The sequence below is a fragment of the Bacteroides sp. MSK.20.12 genome, assembly GCF_019052435.1.
Lineage (GTDB): Bacteria > Bacteroidota > Bacteroidia > Bacteroidales > Bacteroidaceae > Bacteroides > Bacteroides xylanisolvens.
Genome location: NZ_JAHQVH010000001.1, coordinates 15,267 through 36,295, shown reverse-complemented (window position 1 = coordinate 36,295; position 21,029 = coordinate 15,267). Strand labels below are relative to the sequence as shown.

12 protein-coding genes are annotated in these 21,029 nt (G+C 42.9%); 2 read left to right on the top strand and 10 right to left on the bottom strand.

Features of this window, described 5'->3' with window-relative positions:
• Positions 1-14: 14 nt before the first annotated feature.
• From KTR06_RS00095 to KTR06_RS00055, 9 genes are all read right to left on the bottom strand, one after another.
• Entirely contained in the window at positions 15-1,640 is a 1,626-nt protein-coding gene (locus KTR06_RS00095) for a fimbrillin family protein (RefSeq protein ID WP_217289823.1), read from the bottom strand.
• A gap of 21 nt (positions 1,641-1,661) precedes the next feature.
• Complete coding sequence (locus KTR06_RS00090; RefSeq protein ID WP_217289822.1) at positions 1,662-2,552, bottom strand: fimbrillin family protein; 891 nt, start codon at positions 2,550-2,552, stop codon at positions 1,662-1,664.
• Positions 2,553-2,583: 31 nt separating this feature from the next.
• Positions 2,584-3,534, bottom strand: coding sequence for a fimbrillin family protein (locus KTR06_RS00085; RefSeq protein ID WP_217289821.1), 951 nt, complete (start codon positions 3,532-3,534; stop codon positions 2,584-2,586).
• Positions 3,535-3,706: 172 nt separating this feature from the next.
• Complete coding sequence (locus KTR06_RS00080) at positions 3,707-4,837, bottom strand: glycoside hydrolase family 88 protein (RefSeq protein ID WP_217289820.1); 1,131 nt, start codon at positions 4,835-4,837, stop codon at positions 3,707-3,709.
• 13 nt (positions 4,838-4,850) lie between these two features.
• Positions 4,851-5,819, bottom strand: a complete 969-nt coding sequence (locus KTR06_RS00075) for a polysaccharide deacetylase family protein (protein WP_115485064.1) — start codon at positions 5,817-5,819, stop codon at positions 4,851-4,853.
• A gap of 166 nt (positions 5,820-5,985) precedes the next feature.
• The gene (locus KTR06_RS00070) at positions 5,986-10,269 is read right to left on the bottom strand and encodes a two-component regulator propeller domain-containing protein (protein WP_217289819.1); all 4,284 of its coding nucleotides are present in this window, start codon (positions 10,267-10,269) and stop codon (positions 5,986-5,988) included.
• Between the two features lie 224 nt (positions 10,270-10,493).
• Positions 10,494-10,808 carry an L-rhamnose mutarotase gene (gene rhaM, locus KTR06_RS00065; protein WP_004308498.1) on the bottom strand — a complete coding sequence of 105 codons (315 nt, stop codon included), beginning with the start codon at positions 10,806-10,808 and terminating at the stop codon, positions 10,494-10,496.
• 19 nt (positions 10,809-10,827) lie between these two features.
• Positions 10,828-12,237 (bottom strand): glycoside hydrolase family 105 protein, encoded by a 1,410-nt coding sequence (locus KTR06_RS00060; RefSeq protein WP_217289818.1) that lies wholly within the window; start codon positions 12,235-12,237, stop codon positions 10,828-10,830.
• A 3-nt stretch (positions 12,238-12,240) separates the two neighbouring features.
• Positions 12,241-14,082, bottom strand: coding sequence for a rhamnogalacturonan lyase (locus KTR06_RS00055; protein WP_217289817.1), 1,842 nt, complete (start codon positions 14,080-14,082; stop codon positions 12,241-12,243).
• 244 nt (positions 14,083-14,326) lie between these two features.
• Here KTR06_RS00055 and KTR06_RS00050 point away from each other — a divergent pair, with 244 nt between their 5' ends.
• Together KTR06_RS00050 and KTR06_RS00045 are read left to right on the top strand one after the other, a co-directional pair.
• A complete protein-coding gene (locus KTR06_RS00050; RefSeq protein WP_004312573.1) occupies positions 14,327-15,466 on the top strand; it encodes a glycoside hydrolase family 88 protein in 1,140 nt (379 codons plus the stop codon).
• A gap of 129 nt (positions 15,467-15,595) precedes the next feature.
• Positions 15,596-17,230 (top strand): rhamnogalacturonan acetylesterase, encoded by a 1,635-nt coding sequence (locus KTR06_RS00045; RefSeq protein ID WP_217289816.1) that lies wholly within the window; start codon positions 15,596-15,598, stop codon positions 17,228-17,230.
• A gap of 318 nt (positions 17,231-17,548) precedes the next feature.
• On the opposite strand, the gene KTR06_RS00040 is transcribed toward KTR06_RS00045, so the two are convergent.
• Complete coding sequence (locus KTR06_RS00040) at positions 17,549-20,947, bottom strand: DUF6250 domain-containing protein (RefSeq protein WP_217289815.1); 3,399 nt, start codon at positions 20,945-20,947, stop codon at positions 17,549-17,551.
• Positions 20,948-21,029: the final 82 nt, after the last annotated feature.

Sequence of the window (21,029 nt, the reverse complement as noted above, 5' to 3'; positions counted from 1 at the left end):
CTCAAAACATCAAACTAAAAAGCAAGACCAAAACGATATAAATATTTTGTCGTCTTATTTTTTGTCTTATTTGTTTCAAACCGACTACCATTATATATCGCATAATATGTCAATTCTTTTCTTCTTTCAGTACTAGTCCAATATTCCTTATTAGATTGTAATCCAATACCACCTACTTTTTCAATTTGTTTATTCAGAAGTGGAAGTAAATTATTTGCGCTAGTAGCAATTAGACCATTAAAGTCACCAATTGAAGGCAAATACCACTTCGTACTCGTACTTGGAGTATCATATTTATTCTGATATTCTCTTATTTGTTGAAGCACAACATAAGAATCACTTTTATCAATATTAAGCTTTACATACTCCTCAATTACCCTCACATTATTGTATCCCAATCCAAACCTAGTTTCAATATTCTTTGCATTATCTTTTGCATTATCAAAATAATATCCACTTAATGAGGTAAAATGAGACTTTGCATCAAAAGTCAAGAACCATTCATGCATAAAAGCAGTTGCATCTCCCCAACTATCCGCAACATCAGGTCCTAATGCCAATACAAGACCATGACAGCAACTAGGATATTCTCTTTTCAAAACATCCATTTCCGAGGTAATTTTGTAATTGCTGACATCACCATATTGAGCAGAAGGTTGCGGATTACCAACATAATAAACTACACCAATACAGTTTTTAGAAGAAGGAGTTTCTTCCTCTACAGAAATAACACTGCCATCCGCATAATATAAATCACCTACCTGCAGATGATGAGTCACCTCTTTATATCCGCCATCGACAATAAAACGTTTGTACTTTCCTTCTTTCATCTTTTCAGCCGTATCAAACGTACATTGCTTATCATTATAATGACCGATAATCTGATTTTCTGAAGACGGTTTCCTTAGCAAACGATATTCATCTTTCTTCGCGTCATAATAAGGAGAGATTTTAGTTCCTTCATTTACATTGTCAAGATAGAAAGCGACATTGACAGGCATGGCAATGTAAGGTGTTTCTTCCGGCATTGCCACCCCCTCTGCATCTGTAAAAATATACCGTGTGGAAGGCAACTTCACAACAAGCAGGCTCATACGGTGTGTCAACTGGAAACTCAATGTATAGTTTCCATTCTCTCCAATCAATGCAGTGGCATTTGAAGTCATCAAATCCTGCTTTGTATACACTTTCTGATCACTCTGTTCTGTTGTCAACTCCCAACCGGTTACCAAAGGAGCAAAAAAATCATCACCTGTCAGATCAGTTTTCCCTGCCATTTCCGATTGATAAGGATAGTAAGCATAGAAAGTCACTCCGGCCAACCGGTCATCATATAATATCGGTTTACCCGACCAGCTTGAACCATTGAACGTAAATGGCATATTATTAATCTCATCCAATATGACTCCGTCTTTCACAGCAAACAATCCAATCTGGTCCCCTTGGGTAAAAGTCGTCACAAATCCCGTGTCTTCCGTACGTGTAGACGGTTCATTATTAAACATTCCCGTATCAGTCACATCCAGTACAATCCCGTTCCATACATCTCCCGGAACTTCTTCTTCATTTTGAGAGCAACCAGCCCAACCGAACAACAGAATTGTCAGCAAAGCTACTTGCATTAGTTTATATTGTTTCATCTTCGCTTCAAATTTTGAATATTACTCTCTGTCAGTTCCTTCAACTTCTTCATCATCCCCATCCCACAAAACAGAATCTTTCTCTATTGTCACTTTCAATCCCGGTTTACCAACTCCTACATTGTATGTATATTGGTGTCCGCCTTCTAATATGCCTTCACCATTGCCCGGCGTATGACCGAAATTCCTGCCGTCTTTCAACGCAACTTTAAAGAATAATTTACCGGACATATCCTGCGGAATCATCAGCAATTGAAAAGAATAAGCGTATCCTTCTCTGACATTTTCCAACAGATAAGGTTTCATCACTGCCGCTTCAACTCCTACAGCAGACTGTAATTTGCCTTCTGCCATAGTCCCCTTTGTGACTGCATTCACACTAAACACCATATCTTTCAGATCTTCTTCCGATACAGTGTCCCCGTCACCTTTCACATTGATAACCAACTTCACTGTTCCGTGGTGGAATGTAAGCTTACGTTCGCTACGGAACTTCATTTTCTCATAGGCATAAAGAAAATCCGAGTTTTTATATGCCTCTTCAGCTGTCTGATCGGAAGCTACGATCCACCCTGTCAATAAAGTTTCTGAAGAAGGATACCAGGCAAACAAAGTCTCCTCTTCCGTTGTCGTATACCAATAAAGAGGATCATTATTTTTAGCACTCATTTCTCCTGATTGAGAAACCTCATACAACTTTTGTGAGAAACCATCGTATAGGGAGACTGCTTCTCCTCCATCCCATTCAGTCTTCTCCCCGATGCTGCGCGTGAAAGTCATAGCAGACTTTTCCGCCAGTAATTCCACCGGATATTTATTATTTTGAAACTCGTCTTCCGCTACATTGGTACAAGCTCCGAAGAAACCTGCTACTGCCAATAAACCGCCGAGCCACCATTCATTTCTTTTCATATCGTTCTTTTTTTGAATCCTTGTCAGTCGTTTATTCAGTAACCGAAGCAGTCACGTCTTTGTCATCTTCTACGATCCAGTCTTCTATTTCCGCTTTGGTAATTGTCATTGCAGGATTTTCGAAGGTCACATTATAAGGATAGGCATGTCCACTCTCCAGATTCTGAACAGGCATGTATTGCGTGTAGGTCTCATCATTCATTCTCACTTCCAACAAAACTTTCTCCGGCATATCCTGTGGGAATAAAATAATGGATGCAGTCATTTCACCTTCTGCCGGTTTAGCAATATCCATGCTTAATTCTGAATTTGGAGTAGCACCGCTTTTGGCAACAGCCTCACCGGTAGTCACATTAAAAGAGCCTTCTAACTGCAGGCTTTTCAAATAGACTTTCATATTATTTAATGTAGCTCCGTTGGTTGCTTTAAACTTCAATATGATTTTAGTCATTTTATGTGAGAAGTCGAAGGTAACAGGAGACTCTGCATGAACTCCGGTAGCCTGGGCAAATAGAAAGTCTATTTGTGGCTGTTTGTCGGTTGTCTGGTCTGCTCCGCTGATTGTTTTTGCAATCACTCCTTCTGTACCCGGCAATGTACCATTCGCTCCCTGATACGGATAATAAGCATTCAAAGTAAACTCACCTTCTCCTTTCAAACGGATATTATTGTCTGTTGAGCCTTCGTTCACAACACGGAACGAACCTCCGGTTTCATTGCGATATTGGATATTAATATAGGTATCCACTGCATTAGCGGTCGCATTATCCTCATCCGCTTCAACAGTCACTCCAATACGGTCGTCCGAGCCCCATGCCGCACCGACAGCACGAGTTTCCTGTACATTATTCACCACTTCATTGATATTTCCAAAAATTTCGATGGGTTTATAAGCGCGATCCGCCTTTCCCGACTCTTCGTCACTACAAGCAGAAAAAGCTAATGACACTACCATAGCAGCAGCTAAATACATGTTTTTCATTGATGTCTTCATTTTAAGTTATTGTTTTTTTAGTTTTTTACTCCTGCAAATGTAGACGTACTTATTGAAGTATACAATGGACGATTGTACGCAAATACCTTGGCAATTATCCATTCAAAGGAAGTAAGGCTACCGGAGTATAATTACCCATGGAGAAGTGTATATTATTCTATTATTTCAGCTTGTACACTTCCGTTCCGGCAAGCAGGAAACAACCTACACCGTAATCTTCAAAGTCGGGCACACTCTTATAAGTAACCGGCTGACCGTCTTTGGGCTCCTTACCCGTACCTTGTACATATCCCAGGAATCCGTTCGGATGTACGGCATCTTTCACCATAGCGTTCCACGCTCTTAAAAGGATGGGAAGATATTCTTTACGGTCGAGCAGTCCGTTACGAACTCCCCAAGCCATACCGTAAACAAACAGTGCTGTGCCGGAAGTCTCTTTGCCTCCGAAGTTCGTAGGATCATGAAGGCTGACATTCCAGAAACCGTCTTCACGCTGACACTTCTTCAATGCCTTGCTCATGGTCAGGAAATCATTGATATAGTCCTGACGGTGTTTTTCGTCAGAGGGAATTTCATCCAAGACACGCACCAAAGCAGCATATACCCATCCGTTTCCACGACTCCAATAGCAATCCTCTCCATTAGGCTCCTTATAGGGAGGATTAAAATCCTGATCGCGCCACCACAGACCGTCTTTCTGATTGAACATACCGGTTTCATCGTGCTGACTGCGTGTATAATAGTACATATCCCACATCTTGTCGTAGTACTTCTGTTCCCCGGTCATCTTTCCGAATTTAGCAAAAATAGGCATTGCCATCTGTACAGCGTCAATCCACCACCAGTCGTTCACCTGCGGGGTGTTCACTACCATATCGATACTTGCTTTGATATTCCGGATCATGTTCGGGTCTGACGGACAAATATTATATAAGTCGATATACGTTTGTCCACAGCAATGGTCGTCGGCGTTACGGGTGGTATTGCCGTTTCTCATTCCCCATTTGTGAAAATCAGCCCAATCGTAGGCATACTTATAATAATCCTCACGAGGGTAAATAGAATAGAGTGCCATCAGCCCCTCATAATATACGCCACGTGTCCAGATATTACTGGGACGTACACGACCATAAAAACTGGGGATAGTATAATCGGCATACTTTTTCATAAAGTAACCGTTCACTTTCTTCATGACCTCCAATGTTTCCTTTTGATCGGGCAAGTTTTGAGCATTTACACTGACAGCACCTGTCAATATGAAAAAGAGTAATAGTACTAATTTATTTTTCATGTACATTCTTAGATTATTTATTGTTGAAACTTACTTTAATTTTCCCTGCATACGGATTGAAATCGAAAAGAACTTTATCTCCGGAAATATGTGCGGAAAGCTGCTTTTTACCTTGTTTCACAGACACCTTTTCTACTGCTTCTCCCACAAGCACCATGGTTAATGGTTCTGTATATATTTTCTTGTCCAATGTCATTTCAGGAGTGATCGTCAATCCCCTCTTATGTGTGGAAACGTTTAATCGAATATCATCCCTCTCCCTTATATAAGCAGCCACTTCACGAAACGTACCTACCCAAATCTTATCTTCCAGACTTTTCACTTTGTCCAAGTGTTCCCAAAACAAAGAAGGTTCCTTGAAAGCATCATATCCGTAATTGATTCCATGCGTCATACCTACTCCCCACTCCTCTTTCGTCATTAAATCATCCAGCCATTTGGCAAATCGTTGAGGGGTAGATTTTCCGCCAATCGAGATCTGTTTGGTACGTGTTCCCACTCTGTTTTTAGAAGCCAGCGCAACGATCTCATCTGTCTTATAGTTATATGGATAACAATAAGTGACAGGCATCACACCTATATTGGCAAAAATCGCACTATCATTCTTCTCTATTTCAGATTTCACTTGTTCCAAGGTCAAACGCTTCGCATTCTGATGTGACCAGCTATGATTGGAGATTTCATGTCCGTTCTTTGCCATTTGCTTTAGTTCATCCCAAGTCATTCGAGGTAACTTGGATGATGCCCCTTGTTCCGTATAAAAACCGCAAACCCAGAAGGTTCCTCTAAAGCCACGCTTTTCCAATTCCGGCGCAGCCACTGTGGAATGTTCTGCCAAACCATCATCAAAAGTATAGGTGATAGCACAAGTTTTGTCCTGCTTATATTTGGCAACGTAAACTTTCCAATTGGCAGCTGATAGGGTACTTATACCCAAAATATAGAAGAAAGAAGTCAGAATAAATAAAGAAAGTGTTTTCATGATTCTATTAAATGATTAAAGATATGAATATGAAAGCCATAGTCACACACTATTTACCCTGCAAAGATAGGTCTACCTTCCCTATTGTACAATGGACTATTGTACACAAATACAAGGACTATTATTCAATATAAAGGTCCGGAAGCGAAATGGATAAAAATCTGTTCTACATGGAATCTCCTTCACTATTCACACCACGCTGATAAACCGATGGTGCTACCCCAAACTGTGCTTTAAAGCATTTACTGAAATAAAAAGGATCACTGATGCCTACCTTGTAAGAGACTTCCGCAACCGTCAGATTATCTTCTGACAGCAACAACTCCGCCGCTTTCTTCATTCGCACCACACGCAAATATTCATTAGGCGAATATCCTGTTACGCCGCGCAATTTCCGATAAAAAACGGTTCGTCCCAACTTCATAAGCTGCGCAAACTCGTCAATAGAAAATTCCGGACGGGCAAGATTCTGTTCGAGAATGGCAGCCAAGCGGTCTGCAAATTCTTTATCCCGGTCGGTAGTACACATAGCCGGTCGCACAATACCCGGTTCGTTGGAGAACTTCTCACGCAATTTATCACGCTGTTCGATCAAACGGAATACACGTGCCAACAGCAGTTTAACGCTGAATGGTTTTGCGATGTATGCATCCGCACCTGCCTCAATTCCTTCCAGATGCTTTTCCGGTGAGTTCAACGCAGTCAGAAGGATAATGGGAATATGACTCGTATCAAAATCTGTTTTTAGTTTCTTGGTTACTTCAAATCCGGTCATTCCCGGCATCAGAACATCACAGATAATCAGGTCGGCATCATACGTACGGGCCTTTTCAAATCCGGACGTGCCATCGGCAGCCACTTCCACTTCAAAGTATGCGCCGATTTCTTCCCGTAGAAACTCACGAATATCATTATCATCTTCAATAATCAGCACTTTCCGTTTATTCAAAGGAGCAGCCATCTTTTCCGGGTCAGGAAGCTCTTCCGAAAGCTGTAACAAATGATGTGCGTGACCGTCTGCCTCTTTCAGCAATACGTTGCCCGGAACAAGGAAGTCTTTCTCCGAATACACCGTCTTATCTGTCGGAATACATACGGTAAATACAGAACCGCCACCTTCATTGTCTTTATACTCAATCGTACCTTTATGCACCTGCACCAGTTCGTGGCTCAAATGCAGACCGACTCCAATACTGTCACCGGAGAAATTACTCTGCATAAACCGCTTGAACAATTCATTCTGTTTCTCTTTAGGAATCCCCACTCCCGTATCCGAAACCTGAATCTGCAATGTTTGCTTCCCTTCGTCCACATTCACCGAAAGAATAATCGTTCCGTTGGAAGGAGTATATTTAAATGCATTTGAAAGCAGGTTATAAGTCACCTTATCCAAATTACCTTTATCAATAAACATCTTATAAGATGGCACCGAAGGCAAGAAACGGAAGTTCATATTCTTCTGTTCCGCCACGTCGCCGAAACTCAAAAATATTTCATAAAGGAAAGAGATGACATCTGTTTCCTCTAAAGAAAGCGCCAGTTTATTATTCTGCATCTTTCTGAATTCCAATAACTGGTTGATGAGTCTCAACATACGTTGCGTACTCTTATCCATTGTTTTCAGAGGATATATCAATTCGCGCGGAATATCCGTGACACGCTGAATTTTCTCCAAAGCTCCCTGGATTAAAGTAAGCGGCGTACGGAATTCATGAGAAATATTGGTGAAGAAGACCAGCTTATATTCAGTCAGTTGCTTCTCTACGTTAATACGGTTACGCAAACCATTAAAGTTGCGGACGATGCGGAAGGCAAAATACAAGGCTACCATCAATAACAGAACATAGCACAACATTGCCCAGTTAGTCTTCCAAAACGGTGGGACGACTACGATCTTCAGTGTAGTCTCACTGTCGTTCCATATACCCGATCCATTGCTGGACTTGACATGAAGTATGTAGGTTCCCGGATTCAGGTACTTAAAGGAGGCGAAATTCAGTGGAGAAGGAGCACTCCATCCCTGGTCGTAGTTTTCCAACCAATACATATATTTCGTATGTCCGCTATCCGAATAGTCGAAAGTGGAGAAATCTATCAGGAATGAGTTTTGAAAATATTTCAGCGTAATTTCATCCGAATAAGCAAGAGACTGTTTTAAAGGAGAATCCTCCATCTGCGGATTCATCTGGGTCCCATTGACGTACAAATCAGTGAAAACAACCGGAGAAAACGTTTCACTATCTTGTATCTTTTCAGGGTCGATCACAATTAATCCATAGTTTGTACCAAAAAGCAATTTCCCGTCTTCACGCATACAGGCACTATTCTCACTATACACATTTCCTAAAGTATAGGAAGAAAAGAAATAGTTCTCAAAAGAACGGGTGGACGGGGTGAACTTGGAAATTCCATATTCAGTCGCTACCCAAAGGTTTCCTTTTCTATCTCCCAAAACAGACTGGATCACATCATTGACCAACCCTTCGGTAGTTCCGTAATGCTCATATTTCAATGAATGATAGCCGTCCTGCGGCGTACAGAGGTTCAGTCCCGAACCGGAAGTACCAATCCACATACGTCCTTTCGTATCACGATAGATACATTTGATTTCATTACTGCAGAATTTTCCGTTTGTATAACTGAAGAGATGATAATTATCACCATCCGCAATCAGTGAGTCCGGATGAAAGATACAAATCCCCTCACTGGTTCCTACCCAGACCATTCCGTTTTCATCTTCTTCTATCACACGCACCATCCTCATTCCGAACGTTTGCTGGAAGAAATGCCGAAATTTATATTTCCCGTCAGAAGTAGGTTCAGCCAATTCGAGCCCTCCGCCGAATGTACCCACCCACATACGGTCTTTGCGATCGCGATAAATAGCAAAAACGTTATTATCCGACAATGAAGTCGGGTCGGACGGGGTATTATAATACCAGGTATCTCCCACCTTCAATCCATTACCACGGGTTCCAGTCCACATTTGTCCCTGGCGATCTTCAGCGATTGCATAAATATTGGAATGAAAATATTGATTCGTCATTTTCGACTGAAGATTTGCGTCAAAGGTATAAAGTCCGCCTTTACGCGTACCTACCCAAATATCGCCATTAGACATCTTGGTCAACATACGGATGGTATTCGAACGGTCGAACAGTTCACGGGACTCGGGATAGATGCGGGAAGTTCCTTCATTCAACACTGAAATGCGGGATAAACCCGAATATTCCGAAGCTACCCAGATGCCACCGGCACGATCTTCCATGACATATTGCAGGAAATCCGAACTGATATGACTTTGATCGTTGATGTTGGCAACGAAATGTTCCAGTTTATCTTCAGCTGTATTATAAGCAAAAAGCCCATTCCCATAGGTAGAAATCCAGATGATTCCGCGGGAATCATGTACGATATGATAACGTTCGAAGTCGATGTAGCTGATCTTATCTTGAGGGATCAACTGGAAATCTTTACTTTCACCGGTTGCGGCAACCACATAGGTGAGGTGTCCTGTATGATTATATATCCAATAGTCTCCGTGGTTGTCGCGAATCAGTTCGCCCTTTTTAATATTCAGACGGGGGTCAGCGGCTACTTCTCCGGTCGCAAAATTATATGTATATACTCCGGTCGTAGTCAGAATCATCCATTTATCTTTCAACAAGAAATTTCCGGTAGGTGACGTCTGCCCTGCAACGGTTGAAAGGGCAGCCAGCTTTTGCATCTTCTGCGTAGCCGAATGGTAATAATAAATATCTCCATCTGCCGTAAGGAAATACATGTCATCCTTATAAGCCAGAGAAGAAGTGAAATGAATCAACCGGTCTTCTATCCGATATTGTCCGTTGGAGACAGAAACCAATCCGCATTGAGTGCCGATCCAGATACGTCCACCGGCATCTTCATTCACGAATTTCACCCGGTTGTCCGGCAGGTTTCCACGTTCTGTCCTGAATACGGTGGATGTCATTTCACCGTTTTTCTGATGCACCATACGTCGGCAACCATTGCCTTGATGTGATAACCATACGTCTCCGTTGGCTGTAACAAATACAGTAGAGTAATTCTGCCTTAACTCGCCGCAACCCGTGTAATCAACAAAACGGGCACGTTGCAAATCATAGCAGCTATATAGTTCAGGTGTAGTGGAAATCCATAAAAAGCCATCTTTATCTTCTGTAAGATCGTAAATCCGGTTGTCGACCAAAGACACTTTATCTCCGGCTTCCGGACGAAAGGTCAGGAAAGAGTTGCCATCATAACGACTTAATCCGTTCAAGGTAGCCAGCCACAAAAAGCCTTTGCTATCCTGATAGATGTATCGGATAGAGTTGTTGGGAAGACCGTCACTAGTTCTCATTTGTGTAGAACGAAGCTCTATTGCACTATAGGCATTCAGTACAAAGCTAACAAGGAAAGTGAAGACTAAAAGGTGTCTTTGCGTCATATAGATTCCAAGATTAATAATAAATGTAGGACAAAAATAATCAAGATAGTTGAGATAATAAAAGAAACCCTCCATTAAATAGTAGGAAGTGAATATGCTAAAGAGCAATTATTACCATTTTTAGACGCGGATTACACGAATGACGCGGATTTTTTATTCTTAAATCTGTGTCATCCGTGTAATCCGCGTCTAAAAAATTACAGACTGATAGAATTACTGAAAACTCAATCCATGTGGAATACTTCCGGCAAAGGAATGGATACCGGTGAATTGTCCGGATTCACTTCCATGATATCCGCCATATAGTCCCACCATTTCTGTACGATTTCCGTATTGCCTAAATCCTGCGAACCTGCTCCCCCTTCCGTTTTTTGAAAAGCAAACAGGATATTTGTTTCTTTATCCCAATAAATCGAATAGTCCGACACTCCATTCTGTGAAAGCAGTGCTTTCAGTTCGGGCCAGATGGCAGCATGTCTTTTTTCATATTCGGCTTCACATCCGGGTTTCAAATACATTTTAAATGCTTCTCGTTTCATGGTTTCAATCTATTTAAAGTTAATCTTTCTTTTCTTCCGTGTCGATAGCAAAAATAGGTGCTGTCGTCTTTTGTTTCACCTGGTAGTATTGAACGGCACTGTCATTCATCTTCGGATATTGATTTTTCAACAGGCGAATCATTTCCGCACCTGCCCAAAGAACCGGTCCGTAACCATGAGCCGCATATACATTGACCGGACGGTAATAGTAAAAAGCGGGGTCGAAAGCCATTCCCGTACCGACACAGGTTCCTTCCACTTGCCCCTCCGCATTTATCTTGCCGGCTACGGCATGCCATCCCAGATGGGCAACCGGTCCGTAAGCAATGGCGTCAATCCATCCTTTATTGATGGCGTGTGCCAGACAGTATACATATATTGCAGTAGCGGAAGTTTCTAGGTAAGAATCATTCCGGTCGAGCAGTTGGTGCCAAAGTCCTTCTCCGCTTTGCAAGGCTGTCACTCCACGTACATGAGCCCGGAAATAATCCATCACTTTCGCACGTTGAGGATAGTCTTCTGGTAGAACGTCGAGCAGTTCGCAAGCCGTCAACATAGCCCAACCGTTGGCGCGCGCCCAACAAAAAGCAGGATGATCGCTACTGCTTTCCACCCATCCGTGACGATACAGTCCTTTTTCGGGGATAAACATGCGGTCGGCAAATTGCAGGAATTGTCTCACTGCTTCTGCCAGATATTTATCTTTTTGCCCCTTGTCATAATAACTCATCTGTGCTACTGCCGGAATACCCATAAACATATCATCCAGCCAAAGAGTGTTATGCTGCGGACGGTTGCGTGCAAAAGTTCCATCTGCCAGACGATACTCTTTATTAATGATGAAATCAAAATAATTACGTATCAGTTCATCCACAGGAAGCGAGGGATCTTTCAAACGAACTTTCACCATCGCCGCGCATACAGCTCCTGCGTCATCCAGTGCGTGCGGAGTGAGGATTTGAAGCAACTGCGGGTCCGTTGTACCCTTTTCTTTATAAACACGCTTGAAATGCGGTGCTACTTCGGCCAGAAACCGGAAACGATTCTGTACATAATCCATATAGCGTATGTCGCCCGTAGCTTCGGATGCCGCTATCAAGGCAGAGTAGGTCACTCCCCATTCATAACTTGCCAAACGGAAAGCTCCACGCTCCAGTTGTGCCTCCTCTCCCATCGTTGTATAGTCGGTAATCACTTTACCCGTATTCTTGTCTACCACACGGGCGGGAGTCTCCTTATCTATATAAGCAAATACACGGTCTACCTCTTTCTTTACCTGTTCCGGTGCCAAATCACCATACGTGCCCTGATAAGCAGGTTGCAATAAATGCAAAGGGGTGTTTGAGTCATTCACTACAGTTTTCTTTTTCTGTGCGCTGACAGGCAAAGCTATCAGCAACGAAGCAATGGCTATGATACGAATATTCATATTTTATTTTTTAGATATTTTACATCCTCTGAATAGAGTTCCCTGCAAATCCGGTCCAAAGTAGAATCCCGGTTGTGTCGGCTGGTTGTAAGCTACGTTCTGGGTAGCGATACTGATGCGATAAACAGGATCCTCCAAAAAGGTGTGGAAGCGGTAATCAGTGGGAATGGTAGAGACATAAAGCCGCAAAGCGGTATTATCGGCTGTGCGCAACAGTACTTCTTCCCGCCAGTCGCCTACAATATCCCCTTGCAGGCAAGGTGTTGCCTTCGTTCCGTTGTTGGAAAGAGCTCCTTCGAAAATGGCTATACGCTCACAGACTCCTTTCTTCCAATTATATTTGCTGACTATATTTCTATCCAATAGTTCGCGCAGTAAATCACCGTCCCACCAGACAGCCATATTACATGACAATCCTCTGACACGGGCTTTCACCACTTCTCCTTTTATATTTCTTATTCCTCCGGAAGCAAGAGACCACATTTCAACGCCCGGATGGGTCGGGTCAATATCAGCCGCCATGCAACGCCCGACATCTGTACTATCTTTTATCTGGAAAAGTATTTCTCCGGTTGCCGCATCTCTGTACGTACTTCCGTCACGCTTGTTTTCGTGACAGTCCCATACTTGCAACCCTTTGCGGGAAGGATCGAAATGAGTCAGATGAATCGCGTCTCCATGTCCCATCTTCGTTGTGTACAGCCCTTTGCCGTTATGGTCGATGGCACACGAGCCGTAGATAATCTCATCGCATCCGTCACCGTCTACGTCACCTACCCGAAGGTTATGATTACCTTGTCCGGCATAGTCTTCACAACCGGGATGGTTACTGTCGAAAATCCAGCGTTCTTTCAGTTCCTTTCCATTCCAGTCGTATGCTGCCAATACTGTACGGGTATAATACCCACGACACATCACAACACTAGGATGGATGCCGTCGAGATAGGCTACGCAAGCCAAAAAGCGGTCACTACGATTACCACGATTGTCTCCCCAGTCCATCAGGTTTCCTCTTCCCGGTACGTAATCAATTGTTTGCATCGCTTCTCCTGTCAGTCCGTTGAAGACAGTCAGATATTCCGGTCCGGTCAAAATACGTCCCTGTTCATTCCGATAGTCAGCTTGCGCATCTCCAATCACTTTTCCTTTTCCGTCCACTGTTCCGTCGGCGGTTTTCATTACTACTTCCGCTTTACCGTCACCATCGAAGTCAAACACCATAAACTGGGTGTAGTGTGCACCGGCACGTATATTACGTCCCAGATTAATGCGCCATAAATGTTGCCCGTTTAATTTATAACAATCGAAATATACCTCTCCGGTGTAACCGTCATGCGAATTATCGTGTGCGTTCGACGGATCCCATTTCAAGATAATCTCATATTCCCCGTCACCGTCCACATCGCCGATACTGGCATCATTAGGAGCATAGAAATAACTTTGCCCTGCCGGAGTCGTACCGTTTTCAGGACGATTCAGCGGAATGTTCAGATAACCAGCCGGAGCATCGGACGGCAATTGATAACAGCTTTCCGTTTTTGATTGGATAGCTTTGACGGTATAAAGTACAGATTCCGTACCTTTATATATATCCTGAAAGAAAGTCGCATTTCTTATCGGATATTTGTTTACCTTTTCACCGTTTCTATAAACATCAAAAGACTCGTCCATCGGGTCGGAGGACAGATAACGCCAAGACACGGCAACAGTAGATGGATTCTCTCTGATGGCAATTACACCGCGTCCAAAATGTTCGCGTTTCAGTTTCGAAAAGTCATAGTTCGGCTGCGCCACTACAAAAGCAGCTATCAGACACAGACTTAAAAAAGCACTCATGCATTTCATAGTTTTATCGTTAATCAATTTACAACACAAAAGTAAGCGGCACAGCCTACTTATAAAATAGAATATTGTACAGATCTATGTAGAAATCATCATATAGCCCACTTTTAAACCGCATTATAACTACCTGGTGAACAAAAATGAATATATCTGAACGGAAATCCATTGAAAAAGAAAAGTGCGTCCCTTATCTTTGCCAATGAAAATTAGAATGAACACCCAATTAATAAAACAGAATTATTTCACCATGAAGAAATCACTACTCTCATTCTTTACAGTAACTCTTCTTTGTCTTATGACAGGAAAGCCGGTCATGGCACAAGAGTTACCTGCACAAAAAGAGACTTTAGAGACTATCGTAAAAGTAAACGACTACTTTATGAAAAAGTATGCCGATTACACATTGCCTTCTTTCTATGGCAGAGTTCGTCCAAGCAATATATGGACGAGAGGCGTATATTATGAAGGATTAATGGCTCTGTATGGCATTTACCCTCGTGAGGATTATTATAAGTATGCCTACGATTGGGCTGATTTCCACAAATGGGGAATGAGAAACGGCAATACGACCCGTAACGCAGACGACCATTGCTGCGGACAAGTTTATATCGACCTTTATAATATGTGTCCGTCCGATCCGAATATGATCCGGAATATAAAAGCAAGTATCGATATGGTAGTCAACACTCCGCAGGTGAACGATTGGTGGTGGATTGACGCTATCCAGATGGCAATGCCAATCTATGCAAAGTTTGGAAAAATGACCGGTGAACAGAAATACTACGATAAGATGTGGGATATGTATTCTTACACTCGTAACGTGCACGGAGAAGCCGGAATGTATAATCCTAAAGACTGCTTGTGGTGGCGCGATCAGGACTTTGATCCTCCTTACAAAGAACCGAATGGAGAAGATTGTTACTGGAGTCGTGGAAACGGCTGGGTATATGCAGCTCTTGTACGGGTATTGGATGAAATCCCTGCCAATGAAACACATCGCCAGGATTATATAAATGATTTTCTCGCTATGAGCAAGGCACTCAAAAAATGTCAGCGTGAAGATGGTTTCTGGAATGTGAGTCTTCATGATCCGACGAACTTCGGAGGTAAAGAGACTTCCGGAACAGCACTGTTTGTATACGGTATGGCTTGGGGAGTGCGCAACGGACTGCTCGACCGCAAAGAATATCTTCCCGTCCTTTTAAAAGCATGGAACGCTATGGTGAAAGATGCCGTACATCCGAACGGATTCCTGGGATATGTGCAGGGAACAGGCAAAGAGCCTAAAGACGGACAGCCGGTTACTTATAAGAGTGTGCCCGACTTTGAAGACTACGGAGTCGGTTGTTTCCTGCTTGCCGGAACAGAAGTTTATAAATTAAAATAACATAGACAGTTTTTTCATTAGGTTTAAAGATAATCATTCATTAGGTTTAGTTAGAGGTTAGTTAGTAGCTAGTTCCCTCACTGACTGTTTAGACACCGGTCAGTGAGGGATTTCAAAGAAAACAGATTCATGAAAAACAAATTATTCCCGTATATATGTTGGCTGATGGCCATTACATTTAGTTTGCAACTGCAAGCGCAAAATAAAGTTTCCGCTCCCATGGCAGACGTCAATCAAGTAATTGACAACACGCTGGACAGCCTGAATAAAGCACGTACCTCGCGACCGGAAGCCGGTTCGAGCCGGAAAGGTGACAACCCTGTTCTGTTCCTGGTAGGTAACTCTACCATGCGTACCGGAACTTTAGGAAACGGCAACAACGGACAATGGGGATGGGGCTATTATGCAGGCGATTATTTCGACTCTAACCGGATTACTGTAGAGAATCATGCATTGGGTGGAACCAGTAGCCGTACTTTCTATAACCGTTTATGGCCGGATGTAATCAAAGGAGTACGCCCGGGAGACTGGGTTATCATCGAACTGGGGCACAATGACAACGGCCCATACGACAGCGGACGTGCCCGTGCTTCCATTCCCGGAATTGGCAAAGATACACTGAACGTAACAATTAAAGAAACCGGAGTAAAAGAAACCGTATATACCTACGGGGAATATATGCGTCGTTTCATTCAGGATGTAAAAGCCAAAGGTGCTCATCCGATCCTATTCTCGCTTACTCCCCGCAATGCTTGGGAAGATAAAGACAGCACCATCATCACACGTGTCAACAAAACTTTCGGATTGTGGGCAAAGCAGGTGGCAGAAGAACAGCATGTTCCTTTTATTGACTTAAATGATATCAGCGCCCGCAAATTTGAAAAGTTCGGCAAGAATAAGGTGAAATATATGTTCTACATCGACCGTATACATACAAGTGCTTTCGGTGCTAAGGTAAATGCAGAATCTGCTGCCGACGGAATACGTGCATATGAAGGGCTGGAATTAGCCAATTATCTGAAACCTGTTGAGAAAGATACAGTGACAGGTTCCAGTCGGAAAGAGGGACGTCCGGTATTGTTTACTATCGGAGACAGTACGGTCCGAAATGAAGATAAAGACAAAAACGGTATGTGGGGTTGGGGAAGCGTAATTGCTGACGAGTTCAATCTAAATAAGATTTCCGTTGAGAACCGGGCTATGGCAGGACGTAGTGCACGTACTTTCCTCGATGAAGGTCGTTGGGATAAGGTATACAATGCCTTGCAACCGGGGGACTTCGTTCTGATTCAGTTCGGGCATAATGATGCAGGAGATATAAACAAAGGGAAAGCCCGTGCCGAATTGCGCGGTTCGGGAGATGAGAGCAAAGTCTTTCTAATGGAAAAGACAGGCAAATATCAAGTTGTTTATACTTTCGGCTGGTATCTTCGAAAGTTCATCATGGATGTTCAGGAGAAAGGTGCCATTCCCATCGTTCTTAGTCATACGCCACGCAACAAATGGAAAGATGGAAAAATAGAACGTAATACCGAGTCTTTTGGCAAGTGGACACGTGAAGCTGCGGAAGCTACGGGAGCTTATTTTATCGATCTGAATAAGATTAGTGCCGATAAACTAGAAAAGAAAGGTGTGAAGAAAGCAGCAACTTACTATAATCATGACCATACACACTCTTCTTTGAAAGGAGCGCACATGAATGCGAAAAGCATTGTTGAAGGGTTGAAAAAGAGCAATTGCCCGTTAAAGAATTACTTAAAGTAAGAACATAAGGGATAAAGTACGCTATTTATCCCGTAATCTATTAATAGAAAAGTTACTCTTATCCCTTTGCAAACTTCTTTTGGATTAGTACCAAAGTATCAGTTGCTTAAGACTAATCTATAAACGCAAGTTCCGTTTATAAAAATGCAAGTTTTGTTTTTATAATCAAAAGCTTCATTTATAAAAACAGAACTTGCGTTTATAGTTTATAATAAGTTGATTGTAAGTTTGGTATTAAAAGAAAGGAAGTTTACCCTTAATGCGGAAGAACTTTGCTATTAATAGATTGGGAGGCAACTAGTGCTACTTTACACTCGTTCAGTTATCTATTGGAATAACTTCCTGCATATAAATAGCATCCAGACTCCAAAGAGCAGCATCATTCGTGCTGATGCTCGTACATTCATCTAATGGAGACGGTACTTCCGGCGGAAGTATGGTAGTGATGCGGAAAGGCGGTGCAGGTGTATGTTCCAACCGGGTAAACAAATCTTTCCAGGCTTCTTCAGCCATTTGGGTATTATGCAAGTGATAAGCTGCGTAAGCCATCAGGCGGGAGACACGAAAACGGCTATGGCTAAGTTCCCATGCTTTCTTCTTGTAACGTGCAGCATGGTCAAGCCAGGCGTCTTTCCATTCGGGTATATCAATCATACGCATCATTTCATTGGTTATCTCAAATCCGCCCATGATCGTCATTAAATGGTTGGTTGTTTCCAGTTTGGGGTCACATTCGGTTGTGATGATCCCTGTTGACGGATCAAATCCTAGAGCTTTGGGACCGGTAAAAAGGCGGTTAGGCAGGGCGGCAATGCTTTTCATTCCTGCTATTATTTTATCACGATAAGTTGTGTTACCTGTGCGCTCCCATTCTGTCATCCAATTACCGGCATAAGCCAGCCAGTCGGGACCGATACGCAAACGGGCGGGAGCAGAACAAGGATATTCACTGCGAGGTTGGGCCAGGCGCATAGGGTCCAAGTCATAGAGTTTGTGGTCGGCATCCTTCACTTCAGTCATTAAATCACCGCAACGTTCGTCCGTAGTAAGGTAATAGTAGAAACGGTTCCAGGCGGCCTGGCTGATTCGCGCTTCTTTAGCTCCGCATCCCCAATGACTTACATTATGCCGACTGCCTAATCCGACATTGGGACCGATATGATAGACATCCACTTCACCTGTATGACGCGTCATAGCTTCTGCCATACGCCAAATATCAATACGCCCGGTACGCAGGAAATTATACCATAGCCACATATTAGAAGCCAGTTCCGTATTGTCCCAGGCAAATCCTCCGACATCGTAACGCCAGGTATGACGAACGGGGTCATAAGCGTGCATCACATCACCGTAATTCCAGAAACCGTACCACTTGTTTTGTTCGATTGCTTTCTGATAGAAGTCAATGTAAGCATCCAAGCGGTCTTCTACACGAGTACGGAATGGAGTAGTACGGTCAGGGAGACTCCATATCCCGAAAGCTTGGCGGGCATGAAGATAATTCGGGGTTGGCATTAACAGACTAGGGCTAGAAAACTGTTTGGCATAATCTGCAAAAGCCTTTTTCCCGGTATAACCACTTTGTGGGATCAGTGTAAACGTAGTTGTACGGGCAATGCCGTATGGCGTATTCATGCCCTCCTGAACATCTTCATAGCTGGCATTCAGGTCATGAGCTATACGATCATAATGCCGCAAATCCATAGGCTCGGACTCCGGGCTCCACAACCAAGCGGTAAGGGTAGCTACCGGGGTTCGTGCGTCTGAAATTTCAATAGAAGAGGGATAAGACTGCCAAAAGTCATGCATACAAAGTCCTAATCCTCCGGTAATATCTCCAACAAAAGTATATCCATCGCTACGTGTGCCGGAAAAGGTCCCTATCCAGGGATTATCGTTATTGGCACGTTTACGAATGGAGAAAGCATCGGCAGTGAGTTGAGACAGACGGTAATCATTCCATGAAGCCCAGTTATCGAGCAGAGAGCGGTTCTTTTCATCGAAAGATTCATAAGGTGGAATACGTTTGCCTTCCATTTGCTGTTGTTGCAGGGAGGGTTCATCTGTTGACTTCTGTTGTGCATCTTTCTTTTCATTACTGTTTTTCTTATTATCTGTCTTATTTAAAGTGAGTATGCGACGCCCTACCAATGGTTGTACCGGCTCGCTCCACACTCCTCCATCTGCACACGAGAAAGCAATATGACGATTATACAGAGCTTCACGCATAGGAACGTCGAAACGGATACCCAAACTACGAATGAAATCTTTCTTCTGATCTCCGTCATAGACGAAACTATGCACCATTTTGATCTGTTCACTGCCACCATAAAAGTAGAGACGTACCACAAAAGGAAGCCACTCACGGTTATTCCGTTTGTTCATATCAGAGTTATTCGCATAGTTCCCTTCCCCTTCAGAGTGATTCGTATCAATCTTCTTATCCGTGTTCCGATGTATCCCTTCCAACTTTACAAGTGCCCGTACAGAGCCCAGACGTTCTATGGTTACTGATTTTATTTCTCCTATGTAACGAGTAAAAGATATTTGAGATGTATTTTCTTGAATCGGCTCGCTTTGAGTATTACAAATCAGACGCGCTTTCTCTCCTACTTTAGTTCCTTTATATAATAGGCTATCAATCAGGAAATCTCCGCGTCGGGGAATAAATACGGAAATTAGGCCTGTTTCAATTTGAATATTTTCAGGCGTTTCAGTGATTGCAATAGAAGCATTAGGCTGTTTATTGATAGTTTTTGCTTTCCGGGGGGCTTTTTCTAATGTCAGTCTTTCTGTTCCGGCAGGAATGACTCCGGCAACTCCGCTCCATTTCACGGAACCATCCGGCCAGTAAGCCAATGGCCAAGTATCTACCGGAATCTCTTGATTTCTATCTGTTTTTAGTCGCAATGAAGTTTCAGGAAATAGGTAGCCTTCATCAAAAGGAACTCCGAAACTTACAGCTTTGTCTTGTTCAGGAGTATTGCCTATCCAATGTAAAGGAACAGTAGACGTTTGGGATGGCAAACATTCGTAGCGGAAGTTTGTAATACGGGTACGGGATAAGGTGGTGCGAAAGCCGAACCATCCTTCTGTCAGAGGTTCGGCATCGCGGAAGTCCACCAGTCGCTTGCCGTCTATGTAATAACTAACCCTATTATTTTCATTTGTTATCTTAATGTGATACCAGTGATTCGCTTTTAACAAATGTTCGGTATCTGTATATTCTTTCAGTATGGCAGGACGTACTTTGGGATCTGTAATTCCTGCTTCATTGCCGTCATAACGACGGAAGCGTGTAGTAGAGTTATAATTTCCACCATATCCCATGTAATAGAGTTGCAAAGAATAACAATTCAGAAAGATTCCGCTACGCCACTTCTCACGTTTCCATATATTATCAGGATGTTTGGGGTCCGAAGCCATCCAAAAGCAATTCAGGTCACTCAAACGGTCTCCTTCTTTTTCTACAACTACACACGCATCATATTCAATGGTTACCCGCCCGCTCATCTTTTCTTTCCTCCATAAGGTAAGGCCTTTAGGAGACAGTATTTCAGCGGTATCACCCTGAAATGTCACTTTATAATCCGGAGATTCCGACTCTACCTTCCAATATTTATGAAACTGGCGGGCGTTGAGGCCGGAAACTTTATTGTTTTGTGCGTTTGCTCCTAAAGTGATGAAGAGGAACAAAAGGATAAAGAGTTTTTTCATATGTATATTTGCTATCTCACCTTACAAAGGTAGGGAGAGCCGTTCAATTAAGAAATAGAATATTATCCATATATATGGCGAT